The organism is Pseudomonas sp. MWU16-30323, assembly GCF_020515595.1.
In the GTDB taxonomy this organism is placed as follows: Bacteria; Pseudomonadota; Gammaproteobacteria; order Pseudomonadales; family Pseudomonadaceae; genus Aquipseudomonas; species Aquipseudomonas yamanorum.
This window is the reverse complement of the sequence record NZ_JAIWYM010000008.1, coordinates 60,817-83,130: the sequence shown is the minus strand read 5'-3', so window position 1 is coordinate 83,130 and position 22,314 is coordinate 60,817. Positions and strand designations below refer to the sequence as shown.

Sequence of the window (22,314 nt, the reverse complement as noted above, 5' to 3'; positions counted from 1 at the left end):
GAGCTTGCTCCCGCTGGGCTGCGTAGCAGCCCCAAAAACGGGAGCGCTGCGCACTCCAGCGGGAGCAAGCTCCTTCGCCACAGAGTGTCGGTCGTTTCAGAAGAAGTCCGGATATTTTTTGTCGTAGTCTTTTTCAGACAATTGTTGCAAAGATCTACAAAGCTGCCGTTTTTACCGCTAGTCTGCGGACATCTGCAATGCCGACAACAGCCTTCTACAAGAGCCCGGCGATGACTGATCTGTCCCGAATTCAAGGGCCTGCCAGCGCGGTGATTCCGACCCTGGAAGGGCGCTTCTATCGACCCCCACTGCCTGACGGCTACGTGTTGCGACCGCGCCTGTGCGAACGGCTGAGTGAAGGATTGGCCGGGCGCTTATTGCTGGTGAGTGCGCCGGCCGGGTTCGGCAAGAGTTCGCTGGCGGTGGAGTTCTGCCAGAGCCTGCCGGCCCACTGGCAAAGCCTGTGGTTGGGGCTCAGCCCCCGGGACAACGACCCGGGACGTTTCCTTGAACGCCTGCTCGATGGCTTGCAGCAATACTTTCCGCAGTTGGGCGCCCAGTCCCTGGGCTTGCTGAAAATGCGCCAGCGTCATCAACCCTTCGCCTTTGAAGAATGGCTCGACGGCCTGCTGGATGAACTGACGGTGCACCTGTCGACCCAGGCGCCGCTGTTGCTGGTGCTGGATGACTACCATCTGGCCCAGGGCCCGGTGCTCGACCGCTGCCTGCAATTTTTCCTTAATCATCTGCCCGACGGCCTGCTGGTGCTGGTGACCAGCCGCCAGCGCCCCGACTGGCACCTGGCGCGCCTGCGCCTGTCCCGCCATTTGCTGGAGCTGCACGAGCAGGACCTGCGCCTGACTCACGCCGAATCCCTGGCCCTGCTGGATCGCCACAGCAGTTCATTACGCGGCGAAGCCCTGGATAACCTGATCCGGCGCAGCGAAGGCTGGGTGGCCGGCCTGCGTTTCTGGCTGCTGGCGGCCTCCGAAGCCGGCAGCGAAGGTACGCTGCCCCAGGGTTTGCACGGCGGGGAAGGGCTGATCCGCGATTACCTGCTTGAAGAAGTCATCGACTGCCTGCCCTCGGAAGTCCAGGCGTTCCTCTACGACACCGCGTCCCAGGAGCGCTTTTGCAGCGAACTGTGCGACGCCGTGCGCGAAGCCCACGACAGCAGCGAAATCCTGCGCTACCTGCAAGCCCACCAGGTATTCCTGGTGCCGCTGGACGAGCAGGGCCATTGGTACCGTTATCACCATCTGTTTTCCGACCTGCTGCGCACCCGGCGCGCGAGCAATGCTGTGTTGCCGGCCGCCAGTCTGCACCTGCGGGCCTGCCGTTGGTTCAATGCCCAGGGCTTGATCGATGAGGCGGTGGAGCAGGCGCTGCGTGCCGGCCACCTGGACGTGGCGGCAAACCTGGTGCAGAACCTCTCCGAAGAGCAACTGTTGGCGGAGCAGAACGTCGGCATGCTGCTGCGCTGGAAAATGGACTTGCCCGACAGTCTGTTGATGAGTACGCCACGTCTGATCGTGCTCTACAGCTGGGCATTGGGGTTGGCCTGCCAACTGGACGCAGCGCAAGAGTTGGCCAGCCATCTCAGCCGCTTTCTGCCGGCGCCATCGGCCACTGCGCAAAAATCGATGTTGGCCCAATGGCTGGCCCTCAGCGGCATCATCGCCCGGGGCCGTGGCGATCGCGAGTTGACCCAGTTGTATTGCAGCGAGGCCCTGGAAAGCCTGCCGCACAAACGGTATGGCCAGCGGTTGATGTGCCTGTCGACCCTGTCCAACCTGGCCATCGTCGACGCTGACCTGTGGCGCGCCCGGGGTTTGAATCGCGAGTCTCTGGAGCTGGCGCAGCGCGTCGGCAATCCGTTATTTGAAGCCCTGGCCCATTACGACCGCGCACGCGTACTGCAGGCCCGTGGCGAGATCCTGCGTTCCCTGGATGAAGTGCGCCAGGGCCTGCAACGTTTGCAAGGCCTGGCGCCGCAACGGCTGTACGCGGTCCGTGCGCGTTTGGCGCTGTACGAAGGCTACCTGCTGCTGATGCGCTGCCAGCCAGAAGCCGGGCTCGCTCGACTGCGCGCCGGGTTGACCGAGGCGCGAGCCTGCCGGGATATCAGCGTGTTGATCGGCCATTGCGTGATCGCCAGCTTCGAAGGCCGCCGGGGCGACTTCCCCACGGCCTTTGCCGAACTGGCCGAGGCCGAGCGCTTGATGCATATCTGGGACGTGCCGCCGATTTTCTATCTGGCGATGATTACCCTGGTCAAATGCGAACTGTGGCTGGCCCAGGGTCGCACCGATCTGGCCGATGCCTGGCTGACGCGGCTGGGGCAAACCTACAACGGTGAACAGGCCGCGGCCGCGCCGGAGTTTCACCCGCACCTGGCGCAACACATCGAGCTGCAACAGGCGGCGCTGGACGCGATCCGTCAGCAGCCGGCGGCCTCACTGCAACGGCTCGACGAGCTGGCGCGCCAGGCCCATAACAGCGGCCGGCAGATGATCAGCCTGATGGCGCTGACCCAGCAGGCGCAGTTACTGCTGGACGGCGGTCAGGAAGCGTTGGCCCGCCCGGTGTTTGCCCGCGCGCTGGAAGCGGCTGCCGGCGGCGCGATGCAGCCTTTCCAGCGCTTGCTGGAGCGTTATCCCGACTGGACGCGGGAGCAGCTGTCGCGGGATCCCCATGACCTGCTGAACCAAAGCCTGCTGGCACGCTTGCCGAATGTTGCGGTGGTGGAAGCCCCACACACCCTTGAAACCCTGAGCACCCGCGAGCTGGCAGTGCTGCACTTGATCGCCCAGGGTTGCTCGAACCAGGAAATCAGCAATCAGCTGTTTATCTCCCTGCACACCGTGAAAACCCACGCCAGCCATATCAACAGCAAGTTGGGAGTGGAGCGACGCACCCAGGCGGTGGCGCGCGCTCAGGAGATGGGGTTGTTAGGGTAGATTCGCGGGCGGGCATTCACTCGGTGATTTGTCGGCGGCCTGGCTGAGCAGCGCGGCGAACCGTTTGACGTTGTTTTGCTGCGCAATCACCAGGTCATCAATGGTCGGACCTGCGGGCGACTGCACCACCGTCCGGCACGTCAGCGGCGTGCGTTCGTCGGTGCCCGTCTGGCGAAGTCGCCATTTGGCGTCGAGCAGGGCGTACTGCCCGGGAATCGAGTCAAAGCGCTGCACTTCAATGCGCACCGCCAGGTTTTTCCGGTTGCTGGCGAGTTGATCCACCAGTGCGCTGCGCAGCTCATCCACCAGGCTGGCGGCCCACCATTGCGTCTCAAGAATCGCCACGCCGCTGTCGCCCTGGCGGATGACAATCTGCGGTCGGTCGACCTGGGGCGGGACCGTGATGCTTTCAATGCGGATCTCACCACCGGCGGCCAGTGACGCAGTGCTGCGATGCACCGGCGTCAGGGTGTGAAATTGAATCGGCTCGCTGCGGCACGCCGCCAGCAGCAGCAACCCGGCGAGCAATGTGATCTTCAGCGGGAAAGCCATGGTGGTTGCTCCTGTGGTCATTTGCGCGGTGGCCCTTGCAAGTCCGATGGCGCAGCGTTGTCGGGGCGACCGCGAATCAGTGATTCGGGATGGCGTGCCAGGTAGTCCGAGAGCTCTCGCAGGGAGCGCGACATGCGGCTCAGTTCATCCAGGGTCTGGGTCAACTGTTCCCGTTGTGGCGAATCTTCGGCCAGGGTCGAACTGGCTGACTGCAAGGTTTTACTCACGTCGGCCAGGGTGTTCTGCACGCCCGGCAGTGTCTTGGCGTTGAACTGGCCGAGACCTTTGCGCAGTTCCACCAGGCTGCCGTCCAGGTTGCCGGCAATCCGCTCGATCGGCAGCTGGTTGATCTTGTTGACGATGCCTTCGAGTTTTTCCTGCAGTTGTTCCAGGTTGCCGGGGATGGTCGGAATGCTGACGGGGCGCAGGTTCGGGTCGAACACGACTTTGTCGGCCTTGGGGAAGAAGTCCAGGGCGATGTACAGCTGGCCGGTGAGCAGGTTGCCGCTGCGCGCCTGGGCCCGCAGGCCGTGTTCAATGAAGCTGCCTATCAGGCGCACACCGCCGGCCTCATCGTTAGGGTCATGTTTCAGGACCGTGAGCATTTTGGTGTTGGCTTCGCCGAGACGCTGCGGGTAGATGACGATGCCGACGTTAACGGGGAAGCTACGTTTTTTCTCGTCGAAATCCAGGTTGATCGACACCACTTTGCCGAACTCAATCCCCAAAAACTCCACCGGCGCACCCACTGTGAGCCCGCGCAAGGCTTGATCGAAACGCAGGGTCAGGTATTGCCCCTTGCCATTGGGTGGCGCCAGCGCCGTTTGCTGATCGGCGAACAGTTCATAGGAATGCTCCTCACTGGCCGGCTTGTCGTCGGGGCTGTAGGGCGGCGCCAGGAAAGCGATGCCGCCCACCAGCATGGACGACAAGGATTCGGTCTTCAGCGCAAACCCGTTGGCGCCGACACTCACATCAATCCCGCTGGCGTTCCAGAAACGGGTGTTCTCGGTCACGTAGGCATCATTCGGTGCATGCACGAACACGTCGATGTTCACGCCTTTTCCATCGGCGTCCAAGGCATAGGCGACCACTTGGCCGACGGGAATTTTGCGGTAATAGACGGGGGAACCGATGTCCAGCGAGCCCAAATCCTGGGTGTGCAAGGTGAAGCGTTTGCCAGGTTCGCCATAGGTAATGGGTGGCGGGTTTTCCAGGCCGGTGAACTGGTTGGCCCGTGTATCGGACCGGCCGATGTCGGCGCCGATGTAATCCCCGGAGAGCAGCGTGTCGATACCGGAAACGCCACCGGCGCCGATACGTGGGCGCACTACCCAGAACTGCGAGTCTTCACGGGTGAAGCTTTCAGCCTGCTTGGACAGTTTGATCGTGGCGTTGACGCTTTTCTGGTCGTCGCTCAACTCCACGTCAGTCACCTGGCCGATCACCACGTTGCGGTATTTCACGTCGGTCTTGTTGGCGGTCAGGCCGCTGCCGGTCTTGAAGGTAATGGTAATGCTCGGCCCTTGCTGAAGGACGCTGTGCACCACCAGCGAAATGCCCACCAGCACCGCGACAATCGGCACGATCCACACCAGCGACACGCTGAAGCGCCGCGTCTTGATCGCCGGAGAGCCCGGCGGCAGCGGTTTGTCAGGGGTTTGCGACGCCATCCGGCATCTCCTCGTTGTGGTGGTTTTCCCAGATCAGGCGGGGGTCGAAACTCATGGCCGAGAGCATGGTGAACACCACCACCAGGCCAAAGAACAGAATGCCCAGGCGCGGCTCGATGGTGCCCAGGGCCTGGAAACGCACCAAGGCGGCTACCAGCGCCACCACGATCACATCCAGCATCGACCAGTAGCCAATCACTTCGACGAAGCGAAACAGCTTCGAGCGCTCCTTGCGTGCCCACTGGTTATTGCGCTGCACGGTAACCAGCAGCAACGTCAGCGCGACGAACTTGATGCCCGGCACCGCGATGCTGGCGATGAAAATGATCAGGGCAATGTCCCAGGCGCCATGCTGCCAGAACTCCAGCACGCCGCTCATGATGGTGCTGTCGGCGCCGGAGCCGAGCATCGAGGTATTCATCACCGGCAGTAGATTGGCGGGCACATAAAACGCCAGCGCCGTCAGCATGTAGGCCCAGGTACGGGTCAGCGAGTGGACCTTGCGCCGGTGCAGGGGCGCGCTGCAACGCTCGCATTCGTCGGGGTTGGCGCTGACGTCGCAGGCCTGGCCGCAGCTGTGGCACAGGCACAGGTTCAGCTCGCTGGCGGTCGGTGGCCGGCTCATACGGTGTCCCACAGGTCGCGAATATCACGCCCGGCGATGCGGATCAGCAACAGGCTGAGCGCCGCCAGGGCAAACAGGCCGGTGCCGGGCAGCACATCCAGCATCCCGGCGAGCTTGAACACCGCCACCATGGCGCCCAGCAGGCAGACTTCCAGCATGCTCCAGGGGCGGAGCGCTTCGAGCCAGCGCATGCACAGCTTGAACGCCGGCGAGCGCCTGCCCTGCATCGCAAAGCCCAGCACCCACATTAGTAGCAGCAACTGGAAGACCGGCGCGATGATGATGGAAATGGCCGCCACCAGCGCGATAAAGGTAATCGGCCCCTGAGCCAGCGCCACTACTGAGTCCCACAAGGTGGCGCTGCTTTTCAGGCCCTGGAGGCTGATGCTCATCACCGGGTAGAAGTTGGCGAAGACCCACAGCACGGCGGCGGTCAGGGTCAGGGCCAGGCGCTGTTCCACCGACAGCCCGTTGTAGCGCTGGAGCACGCCTGCGCAGCGGGTGCAGAGGGTCTTCTGATGTTTGGCGAGCGTGACTTTTTCATACACGCAATCGCAGTGTTCGCAGATGATCAATGGGCTGAGGGTCGCCATGAGTCCCACTCCAAGCGCTCTATGTTGCGCGTTGTATGACTGGCGCCAGCGTAGCTTAGCAGTTGGCGGTTTTGATACCTGTGCGCTTGTGGGCGCTTTCGGATCGGGCGCATCGTCGAACATACTGTGCGCCAGAATGCAGTACAAAAGAGTGTGCCTTTGAATTTGCAGGAATGCCCATGAATATTCAGTCCCCCGCGCTGATCCGCGAAACCTTCCCGGTCGGCCCGTTGCAGTGCAACTGCACGATCATCGGCGACCCCGTCACCAAAAAAGCCATCGTGGTCGATCCGGGTGGCAACCACGAGTTGATCCTGGCGCGCCTCGATGCGCTGGGCTTGAAAGTGGTCAGCATCATTCACACCCACGCCCATCTCGATCACTTCCTGGCTTCCGGGCAGTTGAAGGAAAAGACCGGGGCTACCTTGCACTTGCACAAGGAAGACCAGTTTCTGTGGGACAACCTGGAAATGCAGTGCCAGATGTTCCGCGTGCCTTATACGCCAGTGCCGTCGCCGGATCGCTGGCTGGAGGATGAAGAAGAGCTGGCCTGTGGTTGCGGGGTGGCCTTGCACACACCTGGACACACACCGGGCTCGATGAGTTTCTGGTTCGCCGATGCGAAGTTGTTGATTGCCGGTGACACCCTGTTTCGGCGTGGGGTAGGGCGTACGGATTTATGGGGCGGTGACCAAGCCACCATCGTGCGTTCGATCAAGCAACGGCTCTACACCCTGGATGAGACGGCGGTTGTGGTGGCGGGGCATGGTCCGGATACACGCCTGGGAGATGAAATGCGTGAGAATCCATTCGTGCGGGCGTGAAGGGAAACCGGGGTAGTTTTTCGGATACCAAATGGCGACTATCGGACGAGCCTTATAGAAAAAATGACAATTCCCGTTCAGCAAGTCTCTGCTAGGGTTTGAGTGCGGCCGGGCTTGTGTGGAGATGGAATTTTTACCGTTTGTCGTGTTCCAAACTCGGCACAGGTCCATTGCCAATGTCCTCTGCATCACAGAATGCAAAAGTAGGAGCTTCCTTCATGTTCACTTCTCGTCGTCTGCTTGTTGTCGCTACCGCCGTAGCCCTGTTGTCGGGCTGCGCTTCACCTAATCCTTATGACGGCAGCCAGGCACAGGGCGGTGGCTCTTCTGGTGTGAGCAACACCGCCAAGTACGGTGGCCTGGGCGCCCTGGCGGGTGCACTGGCCGGTGCCGCCATCGACCACAACAACCGCGGCAAAGGTGCGCTGATCGGCGCTGCCGTCGCCGGTATCGGTGGTGCGGGTTACGGCTACTACGCCGACCAGCAGGAAAAGAAACTGCGCGCCAGCATGGCCAACACCGGTGTCGAGGTGCAGCGCCAGGGCGACCAGATCAAACTGATCATGCCGGGTAACATCACCTTCGCCACCAACTCGGACGCGATCTCCAGCAGCTTCTACACGCCGCTGAACAACCTGGCGAACTCCCTCAAGCAGTTCAACCAGAACACCATCCAGATCGTTGGCTACACCGACAGCACGGGCAGCCGCCAGCTCAACATGGACCTGTCCCAGCGCCGTGCGCAGAGCGTGGCTAATTACCTGACCTCCCAAGGTGTCAGCCCGACCAACCTGAGTGCTCGCGGTGCCGGCCCGGATAACCCGATCGCCAGCAACGCCGACGTCAATGGCCGTGCCCAGAACCGTCGCGTAGAGGTCAACCTGGGCCCGATCCCTGGCCAGCAGTACGGTCAGCCAGGTGCCCAGCAGCAACAGGCGCCACAGCAGAACAACCAGTTCCAGGGCAACCCGTACCAGCAGTACCAGTAACCGTCAGTCACTAAAAAGGGCGCCGTGCAGTCAATGCACGGCGCCCTTTTTTGTGGCTGCCGAGGACTCAGTCGATGTATTCGAACAGCTTCACAATCTTCTGTACGCCGGACACGCCCTGTACCAGGTTGGCGGCGCGAGTGGCTTCTGCCTGGGTCAACAGGCCCATCATGTAGACGATGCCGTTATCGGTGACGATCTTGATCCGAGAGCCAGGGATTGCACTGTCGGTCAGCATCTGCGTCTTGATCTTGGTGGTCAGCAGGGCGTCGTTGCTGATGGCCAGCAGGGTGATCGGGTCCATCACCTGCAATTCGTTGTGGACCTTCTTGACCCGTTGAACCGTGGCGGCGGCTTGTTCAGCCTGGGCCTTCAAGTCAGCGCGCGGGGTTTGGCCGGTGAGCAGCACCACGCCGTTGAAACTGACGACCACAATGCGCGAGGCGCCGTTGCCCAAGTCCGGAGCGGCCTTGGATACGTTGACGGAAACCTTGGTTTCGATCAGCGAGTCATCGATTTTGCTGCCGAAAGTGCGGGTGCCTTTATCGTCCTGGATAGGCGTGTCGCGGCTCGCTTCGATTACCGAGCTGCAGCCGCTGATGCCCAGGCACAGCGTGATTGCCAATAGGCTAAGGCGTTTAACGGTCATTCTTCACTCCCGAACAGTTGGCTGTCGATCAGATCGCACAGGCAGTGGATCGCCAGCAGGTGGACTTCCTGGATACGTGCGGTGACATTGGCCGGGACGCGAATTTCCACGTCTTCGGGCAGCAGCAGCGAGGCCATGCCGCCGCCGTCGCGTCCGGTCAATGCTACGACAATCATTTCACGATCATGTGCGGCCTGGATCGCTTGAATAATGTTCGCCGAGTTACCGCTGGTGGAGATCGCCAGCAGTACGTCCCCCGGCTGGCCAAGGGCGCGAATCTGTTTGGAGAAGATTTCGTTGTAGCTGTAGTCGTTGGCGATCGAGGTGATCGTCGAGGTGTCGGTGGTCAATGCGATGGCCGGCAGGCTCGGGCGCTCACGCTCGAAGCGGTTGAGCAGCTCGGAGGAGAAATGCTGGGCATCGCCGGCCGAACCGCCGTTGCCGCACGAAAGCATTTTGCCCTCGTTGAGCAAGGCGTTGACCATGACCTGACTGGCTTGCTCGATGTGCGGTGCAAGTACGTCCATCGCCTGTTGCTTGGTATCGATACTGGCCTGGAAAAGCTGGCGAATTCGGGATTGCATGTCCATCTGTGTGACCTTAAGTAGCGCGGCTGTTTGGCACAGGAATGTGCAGCCCGCAAAGCAAAGAGCAAAAGTGTGCGGTGTAGATGTCCGGCGAATCAGCTGTCAAAGGCATCTTGCAGCCAGTTCAGATCGGCTGCTCCCCGGGGAGTGCTTTCTATGGCAACCACATCGAAACGGCAGGGGTGATCGGCCCAGCGACGCTCTTTGAGCAGGAAAAACTGCGCGGCGAGTATCAGCTTCTGGCGCTTGCGCCCGTCGATACTGGCGAGCGCGCCACCCCATTGTGCGTGTTTTCTGTAGCGGACTTCGACAAATACTACTGTATCGCCGTCAAGCATGACCAGATCAAGCTCGCCGCGCTTGCATAACCAGTTCTGCGCCAGCAGGCGCAGACCCTGTTGTTGCAGGTACTCGAGGGCTTGAAGTTCGGCGTCCTTGCCGCTTTGTGCGCTTGACCGCTCGGGCATCAGCGCGGGGTATCAGGCAGGCGCTGGATCTCGCCACCCACGAACTTGGCCCATGGCATCTGGCGGTCGACACGCTGGTTGGCGCTGACGCCCAGGTTGCCCGACAGACCGTCAACACGAGTGTCCGGCAGTGCCTTGAGTTGCCCCAGGCGCGGCGCCAGGCGGTAGGCATCCACACCCATCGCGTACAGGCGACCGAGGCTGCCGTTGGCTTGTGGCCATTGGGCGGCAACCTGGTTGCGCAGCGGGTCGGTGGTGTTCAGGAGCCAAGGGGTTTCGCAGAACATCACGTTGGTCATGTCCAGGTACTGGTTCTTGTCGCCACTGGCGCTGAACACATGGGACGTCGCATACACCGGCACGTCGCCAGCGTATTGGAAGTTCAGGGTTGGCTTGATCTGCTGGGCCAGTTGCGGGGTTACGGCGAGGAAGATGAACTCGATGTCCTGGCGGCGCGACGGCTGGGCGGAAACATCCGAACCGACGGTGCTTTGCAGGCTCTTCGCACGGCCTTCGCTTTTGCGCAGCTGGAACAGGTCGGCGATCTGTTGGGCCAGGGCTACCGGCTGGTCGACGTACTCGACGCCCACCACGGTGCCGCCATTGGCTTCCCAATCCTGACGGAAGGCTTTGTAGACGCGCTCGCCCCATTCGCCTTTCGGCACCATGGCCGCGGCGCGGTGCAGGCCATCGGCGCGAGCACGACGGGACACTTCACGGGCCTCGTCTTCAGCGGCCAGGCCAAACTGGAACAGCTGCGCCGGGTTCTGGTCGGCTTCGCTGTAGTTCAGGGCCAGGGTGGTAATCGGCAATTGCGGGCGTGCGCTGAGTTGCTTGACCAGCGGTTTCTCCAGCGGGCCGACCACCAGTTGCACGCCGGCGGCCTGGGCTTTGGCGTAGAAGTCGTCGATGGAGGTCAGGCGCGAGCTGTCGTAGAACTCGATCACTGGTGGCTTCTGCCCGGCTTGTTCAGCCTGGTAGTGCGCGGCCATGAAGCCTTCGCGCAGCGCTTTGGCAACGCCGGCCAGCGGACCTTCCTGCGGGAGCAGCAGGGCGATCTTGTTCAGCGGCTGGCTGGCCAGTTCCTTGAGCTTGGTCAGTGGCTGCGGCAATTGCGAAGCTGCCGGATGGCCCGGGTTCTGGGCGCGCCAGGTGTCGATGGCTGCCTGCTGTTGCTCCAGAGTGCCGGCGCCCTTGACCGCCTGGGCCAGGCTGATCCAGCCGTCCAGCGTCGGGTTGCCGCTGGCTTGCAGTTGATCGGCAGGCAAGGCGGCAATCAGTGCCCAGATGGCCTCGTGGTTGCTGTTGTAGGCGTCGCCCGTCAGCAGCGGGGCCATGGCCACACGCTCACGAGCGGCGGCCAGGGTCTGGCCGTCGGCCTCATAGGCGCGGGCGTGCACGGTGCCGGTGCGGATCTGCTGTTCAGGCGGCAGCTCCTTCAGGCTTTGCAGGCTCGGGTGGTTCAACGCCGTCAACGCGGCCTTGGGCTGATTGCGGGCCATCGCCAGTTCGGCCGACAGGGTGCTGGCAAATACCTGCGCCGCCGGCTTCAGGACGTCCAGTGGCACTTGGGCAAGGATCTGCGCCGAGCGTCCCGGATTGTTTTGGTGGAACGCCAGGTCTGCCGCACTCAAGCGCAACAGCGCGGCTTTTTCCGGAGTCTTGGCCGAAGTCGCCTGTTCGAGCAGTTGCTCGATGCTGGCATCCGGGGTTCGGGGGAGGTCGCCAAGGCTGGACGACGGCGAGCTGGCGCAAGCCGCCAACAGGGCAGCGAGGCAGAGGGCAGAGAACAGCCGCAGGCAAGCGATCATGTAGTGTTCCTGATACCGATCAAATTAGCGTGGAATTGTACCCAAGCACTGGCCGGGGCGCGATGTTACTGGCGTGAAACCGTCTATTTAGGTCGTGTAAATGTTGCAAGAGCCTACAGATAGCTGAAATGGAGCTTGCCCCGAGGGCATATATTCACTGCATCTACGCGCTACAATGCGGCTTTTGCCAATCATCGAGGTGTGCGCTTTGACTGCTCCAGGTCCTTTGAATTCCACTGCTGGCTCGCTTTTTGTCGTGGCGACGCCCATTGGCAACCTGGACGACATCAGTGCGCGGGCACTGAAAGTGCTGCGTGACGTAAAGCTGATCGCCGCCGAAGACACTCGGCACTCCCAGCGGTTGATGCAGCATTTTGGCATTCCGACCCCCCTGGCCGCGTGCCACGAACACAACGAACGTGAAGAAGGCAGTCGTTTTATCACCCGTTTGTTGGCGGGTGATGACGTGGCGTTGATCTCGGACGCGGGTACGCCGCTGATTTCCGACCCTGGCTATCACCTGGTTCGCCAGGCGCGGGCGGCTGGTATCAATGTAGTGCCTGTTCCGGGAGCCTGCGCGCTGATTGCTGCATTGTCTGCAGCCGGCTTGCCGTCGGACCGGTTTATCTTTGAAGGCTTCCTGCCGGCCAAGGCCGTTGGTCGCCGGGCGCGCCTGGAGTTGGTGAAGGAAGAACCACGCACGCTGATCTTCTACGAAGCCCCGCACCGCATCCTTGAGTGCCTGCAAGACATGGAGCTGGTGTTCGGTGGTGATCGCCTGGCGCTGCTGGCGCGGGAAATCACCAAGACCTTCGAAACCCTCAAGGGCCTGCCGCTGCAAGAGCTGCGCGAATTTGTCGAAGGCGACAGCAATCAACAGCGTGGCGAGTGCGTGGTGTTGGTGGCGGGCTGGTCGGCGCCGGAAAGTGAAGAGGCGGTGGGCGGCGAGGCAATGCGCATTCTGGATCTGCTGCTCAAGGAGATGCCATTGAAGCGCGCCGCCGCCCTGGCCGCGGAAATTACCGGCGTACGCAAGAACGTGCTGTATCAAGTCGCGCTGGATAAACAAAAGGGCGAATAGTTCCGGGTGCTAACTTGCACTCCGTCTGAACATGATGGCATTCGTGTCTTTTAATACTTGTTCTAACGCCGCCGTGCCGTTAACCTTCGCGGCGGAGAGTCGATTGGACAGTCGCTGCCTTCTATGAAAATTAGAGGGGGGAGGAAAGTCCGGGCTCCATAGGGCGAAGTGCCAGGTAATGCCTGGGAGGCGTGAGCCTACGGAAAGTGCCACAGAAAATAACCGCCTAAGTACTTCGGTACCGGTAAGGGTGAAAAGGTGCGGTAAGAGCGCACCGCACGACTGGCAACAGTTCGTGGCTAGGTAAACCCCACTTGGAGCAAGACCAAATAGGGTCCCAAGGCGTGGCCCGCGCTGGGACCGGGTAGGTTGCTAAAGATGTCCAGTGATGGCCATCGTAGACGAATGACTGTTCAAGACAGAACCCGGCTTACAGATCGACTCTCCACCTTTTTTCCTTCTGTCCGAATCTCGGGCAGGAACCTGGTAGTAACGCGAGAATCCCTCCCTGCTGAATCATCAGCAGATGCGTCTTCGTAATACCGAAAAAATCTTACTCTTAATAAATTACTTTAACTTTAAACCCTAGCTCTTTGAGCTATTTGGTGTTGTTGAGTCAAAATCGCCGTCAAACTCTCGTTTCTCCTCCCTTTACCTTCCTAAATCTCCGTTCTGTAAGGCTTTTCCTTGAATCCGCGCCTTGACGGTGTGGTGGGCGCATTCCTATAGTGTGCGCAAGTGGCGGAAAGTGGCACAAAGTGGGTTTTTTGAACGTAAAACGCTAAAATTTGGAGAAACGCATCTGTGTTTCGCGGAGCTAACGCTATCAGTCTCGATGCAAAAGGCCGTCTCGCCATGCCGAGCCGGTATCGTGACGAGCTCATTTCGCGAAGTTCCGGGCAATTAATCATCACCATTGATGCCGTTGATCCTTGTTTGTGTGTGTACCCGCTCGATGAGTGGGAGCTGATTGAAACCAAGTTGCGTGCACTGCCTTCACTGCGTGAAGAGAACCGCCGCCTGCAACGCTTGCTGATTGGTAATGCCGTCGACCTCGAACTCGATGGCAGTGGTCGTTTCCTGGTTCCACCGCGTCTGCGCGAATACGCCAAGTTGGACAAGCGCGCGATGCTGGTAGGCCAACTGAACAAGTTCCAATTGTGGGACGAAGATGCCTGGGATGCTGTTTCTGCAGCTGACCTGGCTGCTATTCAACAACCGGGCGCCATGCCTGATGAACTGCGTGATTTGATCCTGTGACTATTGATAGCGGCTTTAACCACATCACCGTACTGCTTGACGAAGCCGTTGAGGCTCTCGCCGTACGCGCGGATGGCTGCTATTTGGATGGCACCTTCGGCAGGGGCGGGCACAGTCGGCTGATTCTCAGCCAGCTTGGTCCGGACGGTAAGCTCCTCGGGTTCGACAAAGACCCTCAAGCGATTGCCACCGGGCAAGCGCTAGCGGCCGAAGACGGCCGCTTTGTCGTTGTGCAGCGTAGCTTTGCCGAACTCGGCGCAGAAGTGGCCGAGCGTGGCATGGCAGGCAAGGTGGCCGGGGTTCTGCTGGACCTGGGCGTGTCTTCGCCGCAACTGGACGACCCTGAGCGTGGCTTCAGTTTCATGAACGACGGCCCGCTCGACATGCGCATGGACCCAAGCCGTGGCATCAGCGCCGCGCAGTTCATCGCCACCGCGCCCCACGAAGAAATCACCCGTGTGTTCAAGGAATACGGCGAAGAGCGCTTCGCTGGCCGCATGGCGCGTGCCGTGGTCGAACGCCGGGAAATCCAGCCGTTCGAACGCACCGCCGACCTGGCTGAAGTGCTGAAAGTCGCCAACCCTGCGTGGGAAAAGGGCAAGAACCCGGCAACCCGTGCGTTCCAGGGGCTGCGCATTCACGTCAACAACGAATTGGGCGATCTGGAAGCTGGCCTCGAAGCCGCCCTGGAAGCCTTGGAAGTGGGCGGTCGACTGGTGGTGATCAGCTTCCACTCCCTGGAAGACCGCATCGTCAAATTGTTCATGCGTCGTCTGGTCAAGGGCGAATCCGACAACCTGCCGCGCAACCTGCCGGTACGTTACGAAGCCTTTGTGCCGAAAATCAAAATCCATGGCAAAGCGCAGTTCGCTTCCGAAGCCGAACTCAAGGCCAACCCACGTGCCCGTAGCGCTGTCATGCGCGTTGCGGAGAAGTTGCGGTGAGCAAGCTTTTCGCCAAGCCCCTCCCGGGCGGCAGCTTCTTTATGTTGCTGCTGTTTGTTGGCGTCCTGGTATCCGCGATTGCGGTGTCCTACAGCGCCCACTACAACCGCCAGTTGCTCAATACCCTGTACGGGGAACTGAGCGTGCGCGACAAGGCGCAGGCGGAGTGGGGCCGGTTGATCCTCGAGCAAAGCACCTGGACGGCCCACAGTCGTATCGAAGTGCTGGCCACTGAACAGCTGAAGATGCACATCCCGGGCGCTGCAGAAGTTCGTATGGTGGCGCCATGATGAAACTCGAGGGCGCACTCTACCCGTGGCGTTTCCGCGTAGTGCTGGGGTTGCTGGCACTGATGGTAGGCGCGATTGCCTGGCGGATTATCGACCTGCAAGTGGTGGACCGTGACTTCCTGATCGGCCAGGGCGATGCCCGCAGCCTGCGGCATATCCCGATTCCTGCGCACCGTGGCCTGATCACCGACCGTAATGGCGAGCCTCTGGCCGTCAGTACCCCGGTGACCACCCTGTGGGCCAACGCCAAGGAAATGCAGACCGCCAAGGACAAGTGGCCGGAACTGGCTGCCGCCCTGGGTCAGGACCCGAAAGCCCTGAGCGAGCGTCTCGAAGCCCAGGCCAACAAAGAATTCATCTACCTGGTTCGCGGGCTCACCCCCGAACAAGGCCAGCAAGTGCTCGACCTTAAAGTCCCCGGTGTCTACGGCATCGAGGAGTTTCGGCGTTTCTACCCGGCCGGCGAAACCACTGCCCATATGGTGGGCTTCACCGACATTGATGATCACGGTCGCGAAGGCGTGGAACTCGCCTACGACGAATGGCTGGCCGGGGTTCCCGGCAAACGGCAGGTCATCAAGGATCGGCGCGGCAGACTGATCAAGGATGTCCAGGTCACCAAAAACGCCAAGGCCGGTAAGCCCTTGGCGTTGTCGATTGACCTGCGCCTGCAATACCTGGCCAACCGTGAGCTGCGTAACGCGATCATCGAGAACGGTGCGAAAGCCGGCAGCCTGGTGATCATGGACGTGAAGACCGGCGAGATTCTCGCCATGGTCAACCAGCCCACCTACAACCCGAACAACCGTCGCAACCTGCAGCCGGCGATGATGCGCAACCGCGCCATGATCGACGTGTTCGAACCAGGTTCGACCATGAAAGCCATCTCCATGAGTGCCGCCCTGGAAACCGGGCGCTGGAAGCCCTCCGACAAGGTCGAGGTGTACCCGGGCACGCTGCAGTTGGGCAAATACACCATTCGTGACGTGTCCCGTACCGAAGGTCCTGTGCTGGATCTGACAGGTATCCTGATCAACTCCAGTAACGTGGGCATGAGTAAAGTCGCCTTCGATATCGGCGGCGAAGCCATCTACCACCTCGCGCAGAAAGTCGGCCTGGGGCAACCCACCGGCCTGGACTTCCCGGGCGAACGTGTGGGCAACCTGCCGAACTACCGCGACTGGAAAAAGGCCGAGACCGCCACGCTTTCCTACGGTTATGGCCTGTCGGTGACGGCCATCCAGCTGGCCCACGCCTTCTCGGTATTGGCCAACAATGGCCGCATGGTGCCGCTGAGCCTTATCCACCTGGACGAGGCACCGCCTGCGACCCAGGTCATCCCGGAAAACGTCGCCAAGACCATGCAAGGCATGCTGCAACAAGTGATCGAAGCCCCGCGCGGCGTGTTCCGTGCCCAGGTGCCGGCGTATCACGTGGCAGGCAAGTCCGGTACCGCGCGTAAAACCGCCGTGGGCACCAAGGGCTACGCCGAAAACTCCTACCGCTCGCTGTTCGCAGGCTTCGGCCCGATGAGCGATCCGCGTTACGCCATCGTTGTGGTGATCGATGAACCGAGCAAAGCCGGTTACTTCGGTGGCCTGGTATCGGCGCCGGTGTTCAGCAAGGTGATGTCCGGGACGCTGCGCCTGATGAACATCACGCCGGACAACCTGCCGGCGACCCAACAAGCGAACGCCGGCCCGCCGGCCGCTGCTGTAAAAGCCAATGGAGGGCGCGGCTGATGTCCCTTAGCCTGAACAAGATTTTTGCCCACGCCGGCCGCGATCTGCTGATTCGCGAGTTGACCCTGGACAGCCGTAATGTGCGCGCCGGAGACTTGTTCCTGGCCGTGCCGGGTGGCAAGTTCGATGGCCGTGACCATATCGCCGACGCATTGCAACGCGGCGCGGCGGCCGTAGCCTATGAAGTGGAAGGCGCCACTGTGCTGCCGATCACCGACGTGCCATTGATTCCGGTCAAGGGCCTGGCGGCTCAACTGTCGGACATCGCCGGGCGCTTTTATGGCGACCCGAGCCGCACTCTGAACCTGGTGGGCGTCACCGGCACCAACGGCAAGACCAGCGTGACCCAGTTGGTTGCCCAGGCGCTCGACCTGCTGGGCCAACATTGCGGCATCGTCGGCACCCTGGGCACCGGTTTCTATGGCGCGCTGCAAAGCGGCCTGCACACCACGCCTAACCCGATTGCCGTGCAGGCGACCCTGGCCGACCTGAAAAAGGCCGGTGCCAAGGCCGTTGCCATGGAAGTCTCGTCCCACGGGCTGGACCAGGGGCGCGTCACTGCCCTGGCGTTCGATGTGGCGGTGATGACCAACCTGTCCCGGGACCACCTGGATTACCACGGGACCATGGAGGCATACGCTGCCACCAAGGCCCGGCTGTTTGCCTGGAATGACCTCAAGTGCCGGGTAGTTAACCTGGACGACGAATTCGGTCGCCAACTCGCCGCCGCCCAAGGTGACGGTCGCTTGATCAGCTACAGCCTGGAAGATTCCAGCGCCTACCTGTATTGCCGTGAAGCCACCTTTGATGACGAAGGTGTGCGCGCCACCCTGGTGACGCCGCAGGGCGAGCACCATTTGCGCAGCACCTTGCTCGGGCGTTTCAACCTGAGCAACGTATTGGCCGCTGTGGGTGCCTTGCTCGGCCTGGATTACGCCCTCGACGAAATCCTGCGCGTGCTGCCGAAGCTGGAAGGCCCGGCCGGTCGCATGCAGCGCCTCGGCGGCGGCACCCAGCCGCTGGTGGTGGTCGATTACGCCCACACCCCAGACGCCCTGGAAAAAATCCTGCAGGCCCTGCGTCCCCACGCCAAGGGCAAGTTGCTGTGCCTGTTCGGCTGTGGCGGTGACCGCGATCGCGGCAAGCGCCCGCTGATGGCTGAAATCGTCGAGCGCCTGGCCGATGGCGTTCTGGTCACTGACGACAACCCGCGCAGCGAAGACCCAAGCCAGATTTTCGATGACATTCGTGTCGGCTTTAAAGATGCGTCCAAGGCGACGTTCGTTGCCGGTCGCGGTGCAGCTATCGCCCAATTGATCGCCAGTGCAAGTGCTGACGACGTGGTGGTGCTGGCCGGTAAAGGTCACGAGGACTATCAGGAAATCAACGGCGAACGCCACGCCTTCTCCGATCTGGTCGAGGCTGATCACGCCTTGACCGCATGGGAGGTGGCCCATGCTTAAGGCGCTTAAATTCAGCGAACTGACCCAGGCCTTGTCGGCCCGCGTGCTGTCGGCAGATTGCAGCTTTGATGGCGTCAGCATCGACAGCCGTACCATTAAGCCCGGGCAACTGTTTGTCGCCTTGGCCGGCCCGAGTTTTGATGGCCATGACTACCTGAATGAGGTGGCTGCCAAAGGCGCTGTCGGCGCTCTGGTGCAGCGCGAGGTCGCTGACTCGACGCTGCCGCAATTGCTGGTCGCCGACACCCGCCTGGCCCTCGGCCAACTGGGTGCGCTGAACCGTGCCGCCTTCACCAATCCTGTTGCGGCCATCACCGGCTCCAGCGGCAAGACCACGGTGAAGGAACTGCTGGCCGGCATCCTGCGCACGCGCGGCCCGGTCCTGGCGACCCGTGGCAACCTGAACAATGACTTCGGCGCTCCGCTGACCCTGCTTGAACTGGCCCCGGAACACACGGCGGCCGTCATCGAGCTGGGTGCGTCGCGCATCGGCGAAATCGCCTACACCGTGGCCATGACCAAGCCTCATGTCGCGGTGATCAGCAATGCTGGCACCGCCCACGTCGGCGAGTTTGGCGGCCCTGAAAAGATTGTTGAAGCCAAGGGCGAAATCATCGAAGGCCTCGACGCATCCGGCACTGCCGTGCTGAACCTCGACGACAAGGCCTTCGAAACCTGGCGTGTACGTGCCGCCGGTCGCAAGGTCTTGAGCTTCGCGGTGCACAACGCCGCTGCCGATTTCCATGCCTCGAATATCAAGGCCGACGCCCGTGGTTGCCCGTCCTTCACCCTGCATACCCCGCAAGGTGACGAGCACGTACAACTGAACCTGCTGGGCAACCACAACGTCGCCAATGCCCTGGCGGCCGCCGCCGCTGCCCATGTGCTGGGCGTGTCGTTGTTTGGTATCGCCACCGGCCTTGGCGCGGTGCAACCGGTCAAGGGCCGCACCGTCGCGCAACTGGCCAGCAACGGCATGCGCGTGATTGATGACACCTACAACGCCAACCAATATTCGATTTGCGCTGCCATCGACCTGTTGACTGGTTTCGCCGGTCGCAAGGTGCTGGTACTCGGGGATATCGCCGAGTTGGGCGAGTGGGCCGAACAGTCTCACCGTGACGTCGGCGCGTACGCGGCCGGCAAGGTCGATGCCCTGTACGCCGTTGGGCCGAACATGCTTCACGCCGTGGACACCTTTGGGCCGGGCGCCAGGCATTTCGCCAGCCAGGCCGAGCTGATCCAGGCACTGAGCGCAGCTGAACAAGACAAACACACCACTATTTTGATCAAGGGATCGCGCAGCGCGGTGATGGAAAACGTCGTCGTGGCCTTGTGTGGCTCAAGTACGGAGAGACATTAATGCTGCTGCTGCTGGCTGAGTATCTGCAACAGTTCCACAAAGGCTTCGCGGTCTTTCAGTACCTGACCCTGCGCGGGATTCTGGGTGTGCTGACCGCGCTGTCGTTGTCGCTGTTCCTCGGGCCATGGATGATCCGTACCCTGCAAAACCTGCAGATTGGCCAGTCCGTGCGCAACGACGGCCCGCAGTCGCACCTGTCCAAGTCCGGCACCCCGACCATGGGTGGTGCGTTGATCCTGTCGTCCATCGGTATCAGTACGCTGCTGTGGGCCGACCTGCATAACCGCTATGTCTGGACCGTGCTGCTGGTGACCCTGCTGTTCGGCGCCATCGGTTGGGTGGATGACTACCGCAAGGTGATCGAGAAGAACTCCAAGGGGCTGCCAAGCCGCTGGAAGTATTTCTGGCAGTCGGTGTTCGGCCTGGCGGCGGCGATCTTCCTTTATACGACTGCGCCAAGCGCGGTCGAGACCACCCTGATCATCCCGATGCTCAAGGACGCCAGCATCCCGCTGGGTGTTGGCTTCGTGGTCCTGACTTACTTCGTGATCGTCGGCTCGAGCAACGCGGTCAACCTGACTGACGGCCTCGACGGCCTGGCGATCATGCCGACGGTGATGGTGGGCGGCGCGCTCGGCATCTTCTGCTACCTGTCGGGTAACGTGAAATTCGCTGAATACCTGCTGATTCCGTATGTACCGGGCGCGGGTGAACTGATCGTGTTCTGCGGCGCGTTGATCGGTGCGGGCCTGGGCTTCCTGTGGTTCAACACCTATCCGGCACAAGTCTTCATGGGCGACGTCGGCGCACTGGCGCTGGGCGCGGCCCTGGGCACCATCGCGGTGATCGTCCGCCAGGAAATCGTCCTGTTCATCATGGGCGGTGTGTTCGTGATGGAAACCCTGTCGGTGGTGATCCAGGTTGCCTCCTTCAAATTGACCGGGCGCCGCGTGTTCCGCATGGCGCCGATTCACCACCACTTTGAACTCAAGGGCTGGCCTGAGCCGCGAGTGATCGTCCGTTTCTGGATTATCACCGTGATTCTGGTTCTGTTCGGCCTTGCCACCCTGAAACTGAGGTAGAAACGAGTGTCCCTGATCGCTTCAGACCACTTCCGCATCGTTGTCGGCCTCGGCAAGAGCGGCATGTCCCTGGTTCGCTTCCTGGCGAACCGGGGCACGTCGTTTGCCGTGGCCGATACGCGGGAAAATCCACCGGAGCTGGTCACGCTGCGCCGTGACTACCCGCACGTGGAAGTGCGTTGTGGCGAGCTGGATGTCGAGTTTCTGTGCCGTGCCGATGAGCTCTACGTGAGCCCCGGCCTGGCCCTGGCGACCCCGGCCCTGCAAGCGGCGGCGGCCCGTGGGGTGAAGTTGTCCGGCGACATCGAGCTGTTCGCGCGTAACGCGAAGGCGCCGATCGTGGCCATCAGCGGTTCCAACGCCAAAAGCACCGTGACCACCCTGGTGGGCGAGATGGCGGCTGCGGCCGGCAAGCGCGTGGCCGTGGGCGGCAACCTCGGTACGCCGGCCCTGGACCTGCTCAGCGACGACGTCGAGTTGTACGTGATGGAGCTGTCGAGTTTCCAGCTGGAAACCACCGACCAGCTCAACGCCGAAGTGGCCACCGTGCTCAACGTCAGCGAAGACCACATGGACCGTTACAGCGGCCTGCCGGCCTATCACCTGGCCAAGCACCGGATCTTCCGTGGCGCGCGGCAAGTGGTGGTGAACCGCCAGGATGCCCTGAGCCGTCCGCTGATCGGCGAAGGTTTGCCGTGCTGGACCTTCGGCTTGAACAAGCCTGACTTCAAGGCCTTCGGCCTGCGGGAAGAGAATGGCGAGAAATACCTGGCCTTCGAATTCCAGAACCTGATGCCGGTGCGTGAACTGAAAATCCGTGGCGCCCACAACCAGGCCAATGCCCTGGCGGCGCTGGCACTCGGTCACGCGGTCGGCTTGCCGTTCGACGCCATGCTCTCGGCCCTGCGTAGTTTTGCCGGCCTTGAGCATCGCTGCCAGTGGGTTCGCGAGCTGGATGGCGTTGGCTATTACAACGATTCCAAGGCCACCAACGTCGGTGCGGCACTCGCTGCCATCGAAGGTTTGGGTGCCGACATTCAAGGCAAGGTCGTGCTGATCGCCGGTGGCGACGGCAAAGGGGCCGACTTCAAGGACCTTAAAGGCCCGGTCGCTGCCAACTGCCGCGCCGTGGTGTTGATGGGCCGTGACTCCGGCTTGATCGCCGATGCCCTGGGCGACGCCGTACTACAGGTGCGCGCGCAGTCCCTGGACGACGCCATCGCCCAATCCAAAGCCTTGGCTCAGCCGGGCGATGTGGTGCTGCTGTCGCCTGCCTGCGCGAGTTTCGACATGTTCAAGAACTACGAAGAGCGCGGCCAGCTGTTCGCCCGCGCCGTGGAGGCCTTGGCATGAGTATCA

Annotated in this window: 20 protein-coding genes and 1 other RNA gene; 13 read left to right on the top strand and 8 right to left on the bottom strand. The window is 61.6% G+C overall.

Annotated elements, in window-relative coordinates:
• The first annotated feature begins 230 nt into the window (after positions 1-230).
• On the top strand, positions 231-2,960 hold the full coding sequence (locus tag LIY45_RS12170) for a LuxR C-terminal-related transcriptional regulator (protein ID WP_226476486.1): 2,730 nt from the start codon (positions 231-233) through the stop codon (positions 2,958-2,960).
• Here the strand turns inward: LIY45_RS12170 and LIY45_RS12165 are convergent.
• Genes LIY45_RS12165 through LIY45_RS12150 form a run of 4 tightly spaced genes read right to left on the bottom strand, consistent with a single transcriptional unit; the run spans position 2,952 to position 6,403 of the window.
• On the bottom strand, positions 2,952-3,512 hold the full coding sequence (locus tag LIY45_RS12165) for a PqiC family protein (RefSeq protein ID WP_226476485.1): 561 nt from the start codon (positions 3,510-3,512) through the stop codon (positions 2,952-2,954). The two genes, LIY45_RS12170 and LIY45_RS12165, sit on opposite strands and share 9 nt — an antisense overlap.
• A 17-nt stretch (positions 3,513-3,529) precedes the next feature.
• Entirely contained in the window at positions 3,530-5,185 is a 1,656-nt protein-coding gene (locus tag LIY45_RS12160) for an MlaD family protein (RefSeq protein ID WP_226476484.1), read from the bottom strand.
• Entirely contained in the window at positions 5,166-5,810 is a 645-nt protein-coding gene (locus LIY45_RS12155; RefSeq protein ID WP_226476483.1) for a paraquat-inducible protein A, read from the bottom strand. The genes LIY45_RS12160 and LIY45_RS12155 overlap by 20 nt, the downstream gene beginning before the upstream one ends.
• Positions 5,807-6,403, bottom strand: coding sequence for a paraquat-inducible protein A (locus LIY45_RS12150; RefSeq protein WP_226476482.1), 597 nt, complete (start codon positions 6,401-6,403; stop codon positions 5,807-5,809). The genes LIY45_RS12155 and LIY45_RS12150 overlap by 4 nt, the downstream gene beginning before the upstream one ends.
• A gap of 179 nt (positions 6,404-6,582) precedes the next feature.
• Between LIY45_RS12150 and LIY45_RS12145 the strand changes: the two genes are divergently transcribed.
• Together LIY45_RS12145 and LIY45_RS12140 are read left to right on the top strand one after the other, a co-directional pair.
• The gene (locus tag LIY45_RS12145; RefSeq protein WP_226476481.1) at positions 6,583-7,227 is read left to right on the top strand and encodes an MBL fold metallo-hydrolase; all 645 of its coding nucleotides are present in this window, start codon (positions 6,583-6,585) and stop codon (positions 7,225-7,227) included.
• A 218-nt stretch (positions 7,228-7,445) separates the two neighbouring features.
• The gene (locus LIY45_RS12140; RefSeq protein ID WP_026077998.1) at positions 7,446-8,216 is read left to right on the top strand and encodes an OmpA family protein; all 771 of its coding nucleotides are present in this window, start codon (positions 7,446-7,448) and stop codon (positions 8,214-8,216) included.
• Between the two features lie 67 nt (positions 8,217-8,283).
• Here LIY45_RS12140 and LIY45_RS12135 read toward each other — a convergent pair whose 3' ends face one another.
• The 4 genes from LIY45_RS12135 to LIY45_RS12120 all read right to left on the bottom strand — a co-directional run bounded on the left by LIY45_RS12135 (position 8,284) and on the right by LIY45_RS12120 (position 11,730).
• Positions 8,284-8,865 carry a BON domain-containing protein gene (locus LIY45_RS12135; RefSeq protein ID WP_017477695.1) on the bottom strand — a complete coding sequence of 194 codons (582 nt, stop codon included), beginning with the start codon at positions 8,863-8,865 and terminating at the stop codon, positions 8,284-8,286.
• Positions 8,862-9,455: a phosphoheptose isomerase gene (locus LIY45_RS12130; RefSeq protein WP_003216190.1), complete on the bottom strand. Its 594-nt coding sequence runs from the start codon at positions 9,453-9,455 to the stop codon at positions 8,862-8,864. The genes LIY45_RS12135 and LIY45_RS12130 overlap by 4 nt, the downstream gene beginning before the upstream one ends.
• A gap of 92 nt (positions 9,456-9,547) precedes the next feature.
• Complete coding sequence (locus LIY45_RS12125) at positions 9,548-9,919, bottom strand: YraN family protein (RefSeq protein WP_226476480.1); 372 nt, start codon at positions 9,917-9,919, stop codon at positions 9,548-9,550.
• The gene (locus LIY45_RS12120; RefSeq protein ID WP_017477693.1) at positions 9,919-11,730 is read right to left on the bottom strand and encodes a penicillin-binding protein activator; all 1,812 of its coding nucleotides are present in this window, start codon (positions 11,728-11,730) and stop codon (positions 9,919-9,921) included. Before LIY45_RS12120 ends, LIY45_RS12125 begins: the two co-directional genes overlap by 1 nt.
• A gap of 175 nt (positions 11,731-11,905) precedes the next feature.
• Between LIY45_RS12120 and rsmI the strand changes: the two genes are divergently transcribed.
• From rsmI to murD, 10 genes are all read left to right on the top strand, one after another.
• Positions 11,906-12,811 (top strand): 16S rRNA (cytidine(1402)-2'-O)-methyltransferase, encoded by a 906-nt coding sequence (rsmI, locus tag LIY45_RS12115; RefSeq protein WP_177325523.1) that lies wholly within the window; start codon positions 11,906-11,908, stop codon positions 12,809-12,811.
• Between the two features lie 95 nt (positions 12,812-12,906).
• An RNA gene (gene rnpB / locus LIY45_RS12110) (RNase P RNA component class A) lies at positions 12,907-13,260 on the top strand.
• 355 nt (positions 13,261-13,615) lie between these two features.
• Positions 13,616-14,071, top strand: a complete 456-nt coding sequence (gene mraZ / locus LIY45_RS12105; RefSeq protein ID WP_003171868.1) for a division/cell wall cluster transcriptional repressor MraZ — start codon at positions 13,616-13,618, stop codon at positions 14,069-14,071.
• 2 nt (positions 14,072-14,073) lie between these two features.
• Entirely contained in the window at positions 14,074-15,015 is a 942-nt protein-coding gene (gene rsmH, locus LIY45_RS12100) for a 16S rRNA (cytosine(1402)-N(4))-methyltransferase RsmH (RefSeq protein ID WP_085984641.1), read from the top strand.
• Positions 15,012-15,305 carry a cell division protein FtsL gene (gene ftsL / locus LIY45_RS12095; protein WP_003216203.1) on the top strand — a complete coding sequence of 98 codons (294 nt, stop codon included), beginning with the start codon at positions 15,012-15,014 and terminating at the stop codon, positions 15,303-15,305. The genes rsmH and ftsL overlap by 4 nt, the downstream gene beginning before the upstream one ends.
• Entirely contained in the window at positions 15,305-17,047 is a 1,743-nt protein-coding gene (locus tag LIY45_RS12090) for a penicillin-binding protein 2 (RefSeq protein ID WP_017477691.1), read from the top strand. The genes ftsL and LIY45_RS12090 overlap by 1 nt, the downstream gene beginning before the upstream one ends.
• Positions 17,047-18,510, top strand: a complete 1,464-nt coding sequence (locus LIY45_RS12085) for a UDP-N-acetylmuramoyl-L-alanyl-D-glutamate--2,6-diaminopimelate ligase (RefSeq protein ID WP_226476479.1) — start codon at positions 17,047-17,049, stop codon at positions 18,508-18,510. The genes LIY45_RS12090 and LIY45_RS12085 overlap by 1 nt, the downstream gene beginning before the upstream one ends.
• Positions 18,503-19,873 carry a UDP-N-acetylmuramoyl-tripeptide--D-alanyl-D-alanine ligase gene (murF, locus tag LIY45_RS12080; RefSeq protein ID WP_226476478.1) on the top strand — a complete coding sequence of 457 codons (1,371 nt, stop codon included), beginning with the start codon at positions 18,503-18,505 and terminating at the stop codon, positions 19,871-19,873. The genes LIY45_RS12085 and murF overlap by 8 nt, the downstream gene beginning before the upstream one ends.
• A complete protein-coding gene (gene mraY / locus LIY45_RS12075) occupies positions 19,873-20,955 on the top strand; it encodes a phospho-N-acetylmuramoyl-pentapeptide-transferase (protein ID WP_017477688.1) in 1,083 nt (360 codons plus the stop codon). Before murF ends, mraY begins: the two co-directional genes overlap by 1 nt.
• Before the next feature lie 6 nt (positions 20,956-20,961).
• A complete protein-coding gene (murD, locus tag LIY45_RS12070) occupies positions 20,962-22,308 on the top strand; it encodes a UDP-N-acetylmuramoyl-L-alanine--D-glutamate ligase (RefSeq protein WP_226476477.1) in 1,347 nt (448 codons plus the stop codon).
• The last annotated feature ends 6 nt before the right edge of the window (positions 22,309-22,314 follow it).

Excerpts from the sequence above, each read along its gene's own strand:
- LIY45_RS12150 (WP_226476482.1), bottom strand. The coding sequence starts at position 6,403 with ATGGCGACCCTCAGCCCATTGATCATCTGCGAACACTGCGATTGCGTG.
- murF (WP_226476478.1), top strand. The coding sequence starts at position 18,503 with ATGCTTAAGGCGCTTAAATTCAGCGAACTGACCCAGGCCTTGTCGGCC.
- LIY45_RS12090 (WP_017477691.1), top strand. The coding sequence starts at position 15,305 with ATGAAACTCGAGGGCGCACTCTACCCGTGGCGTTTCCGCGTAGTGCTG.
- LIY45_RS12160 (WP_226476484.1), bottom strand. The coding sequence starts at position 5,185 with ATGGCGTCGCAAACCCCTGACAAACCGCTGCCGCCGGGCTCTCCGGCG.
- LIY45_RS12145 (WP_226476481.1), top strand. The coding sequence starts at position 6,583 with ATGAATATTCAGTCCCCCGCGCTGATCCGCGAAACCTTCCCGGTCGGC.
- LIY45_RS12155 (WP_226476483.1), bottom strand. The coding sequence starts at position 5,810 with ATGAGCCGGCCACCGACCGCCAGCGAGCTGAACCTGTGCCTGTGCCAC.
- LIY45_RS12140 (WP_026077998.1), top strand. The coding sequence starts at position 7,446 with ATGTTCACTTCTCGTCGTCTGCTTGTTGTCGCTACCGCCGTAGCCCTG.
- LIY45_RS12085 (WP_226476479.1), top strand. The coding sequence starts at position 17,047 with ATGTCCCTTAGCCTGAACAAGATTTTTGCCCACGCCGGCCGCGATCTG.
- LIY45_RS12165 (WP_226476485.1), bottom strand. The coding sequence starts at position 3,512 with ATGGCTTTCCCGCTGAAGATCACATTGCTCGCCGGGTTGCTGCTGCTG.
- mraY (WP_017477688.1), top strand. The coding sequence starts at position 19,873 with ATGCTGCTGCTGCTGGCTGAGTATCTGCAACAGTTCCACAAAGGCTTC.
- LIY45_RS12130 (WP_003216190.1), bottom strand. The coding sequence starts at position 9,455 with ATGGACATGCAATCCCGAATTCGCCAGCTTTTCCAGGCCAGTATCGAT.
- LIY45_RS12125 (WP_226476480.1), bottom strand. The coding sequence starts at position 9,919 with ATGCCCGAGCGGTCAAGCGCACAAAGCGGCAAGGACGCCGAACTTCAA.
- LIY45_RS12135 (WP_017477695.1), bottom strand. The coding sequence starts at position 8,865 with ATGACCGTTAAACGCCTTAGCCTATTGGCAATCACGCTGTGCCTGGGC.
- rsmI (WP_177325523.1), top strand. The coding sequence starts at position 11,906 with ATGCGGCTTTTGCCAATCATCGAGGTGTGCGCTTTGACTGCTCCAGGT.
- LIY45_RS12170 (WP_226476486.1), top strand. The coding sequence starts at position 231 with ATGACTGATCTGTCCCGAATTCAAGGGCCTGCCAGCGCGGTGATTCCG.
- LIY45_RS12120 (WP_017477693.1), bottom strand. The coding sequence starts at position 11,730 with ATGATCGCTTGCCTGCGGCTGTTCTCTGCCCTCTGCCTCGCTGCCCTG.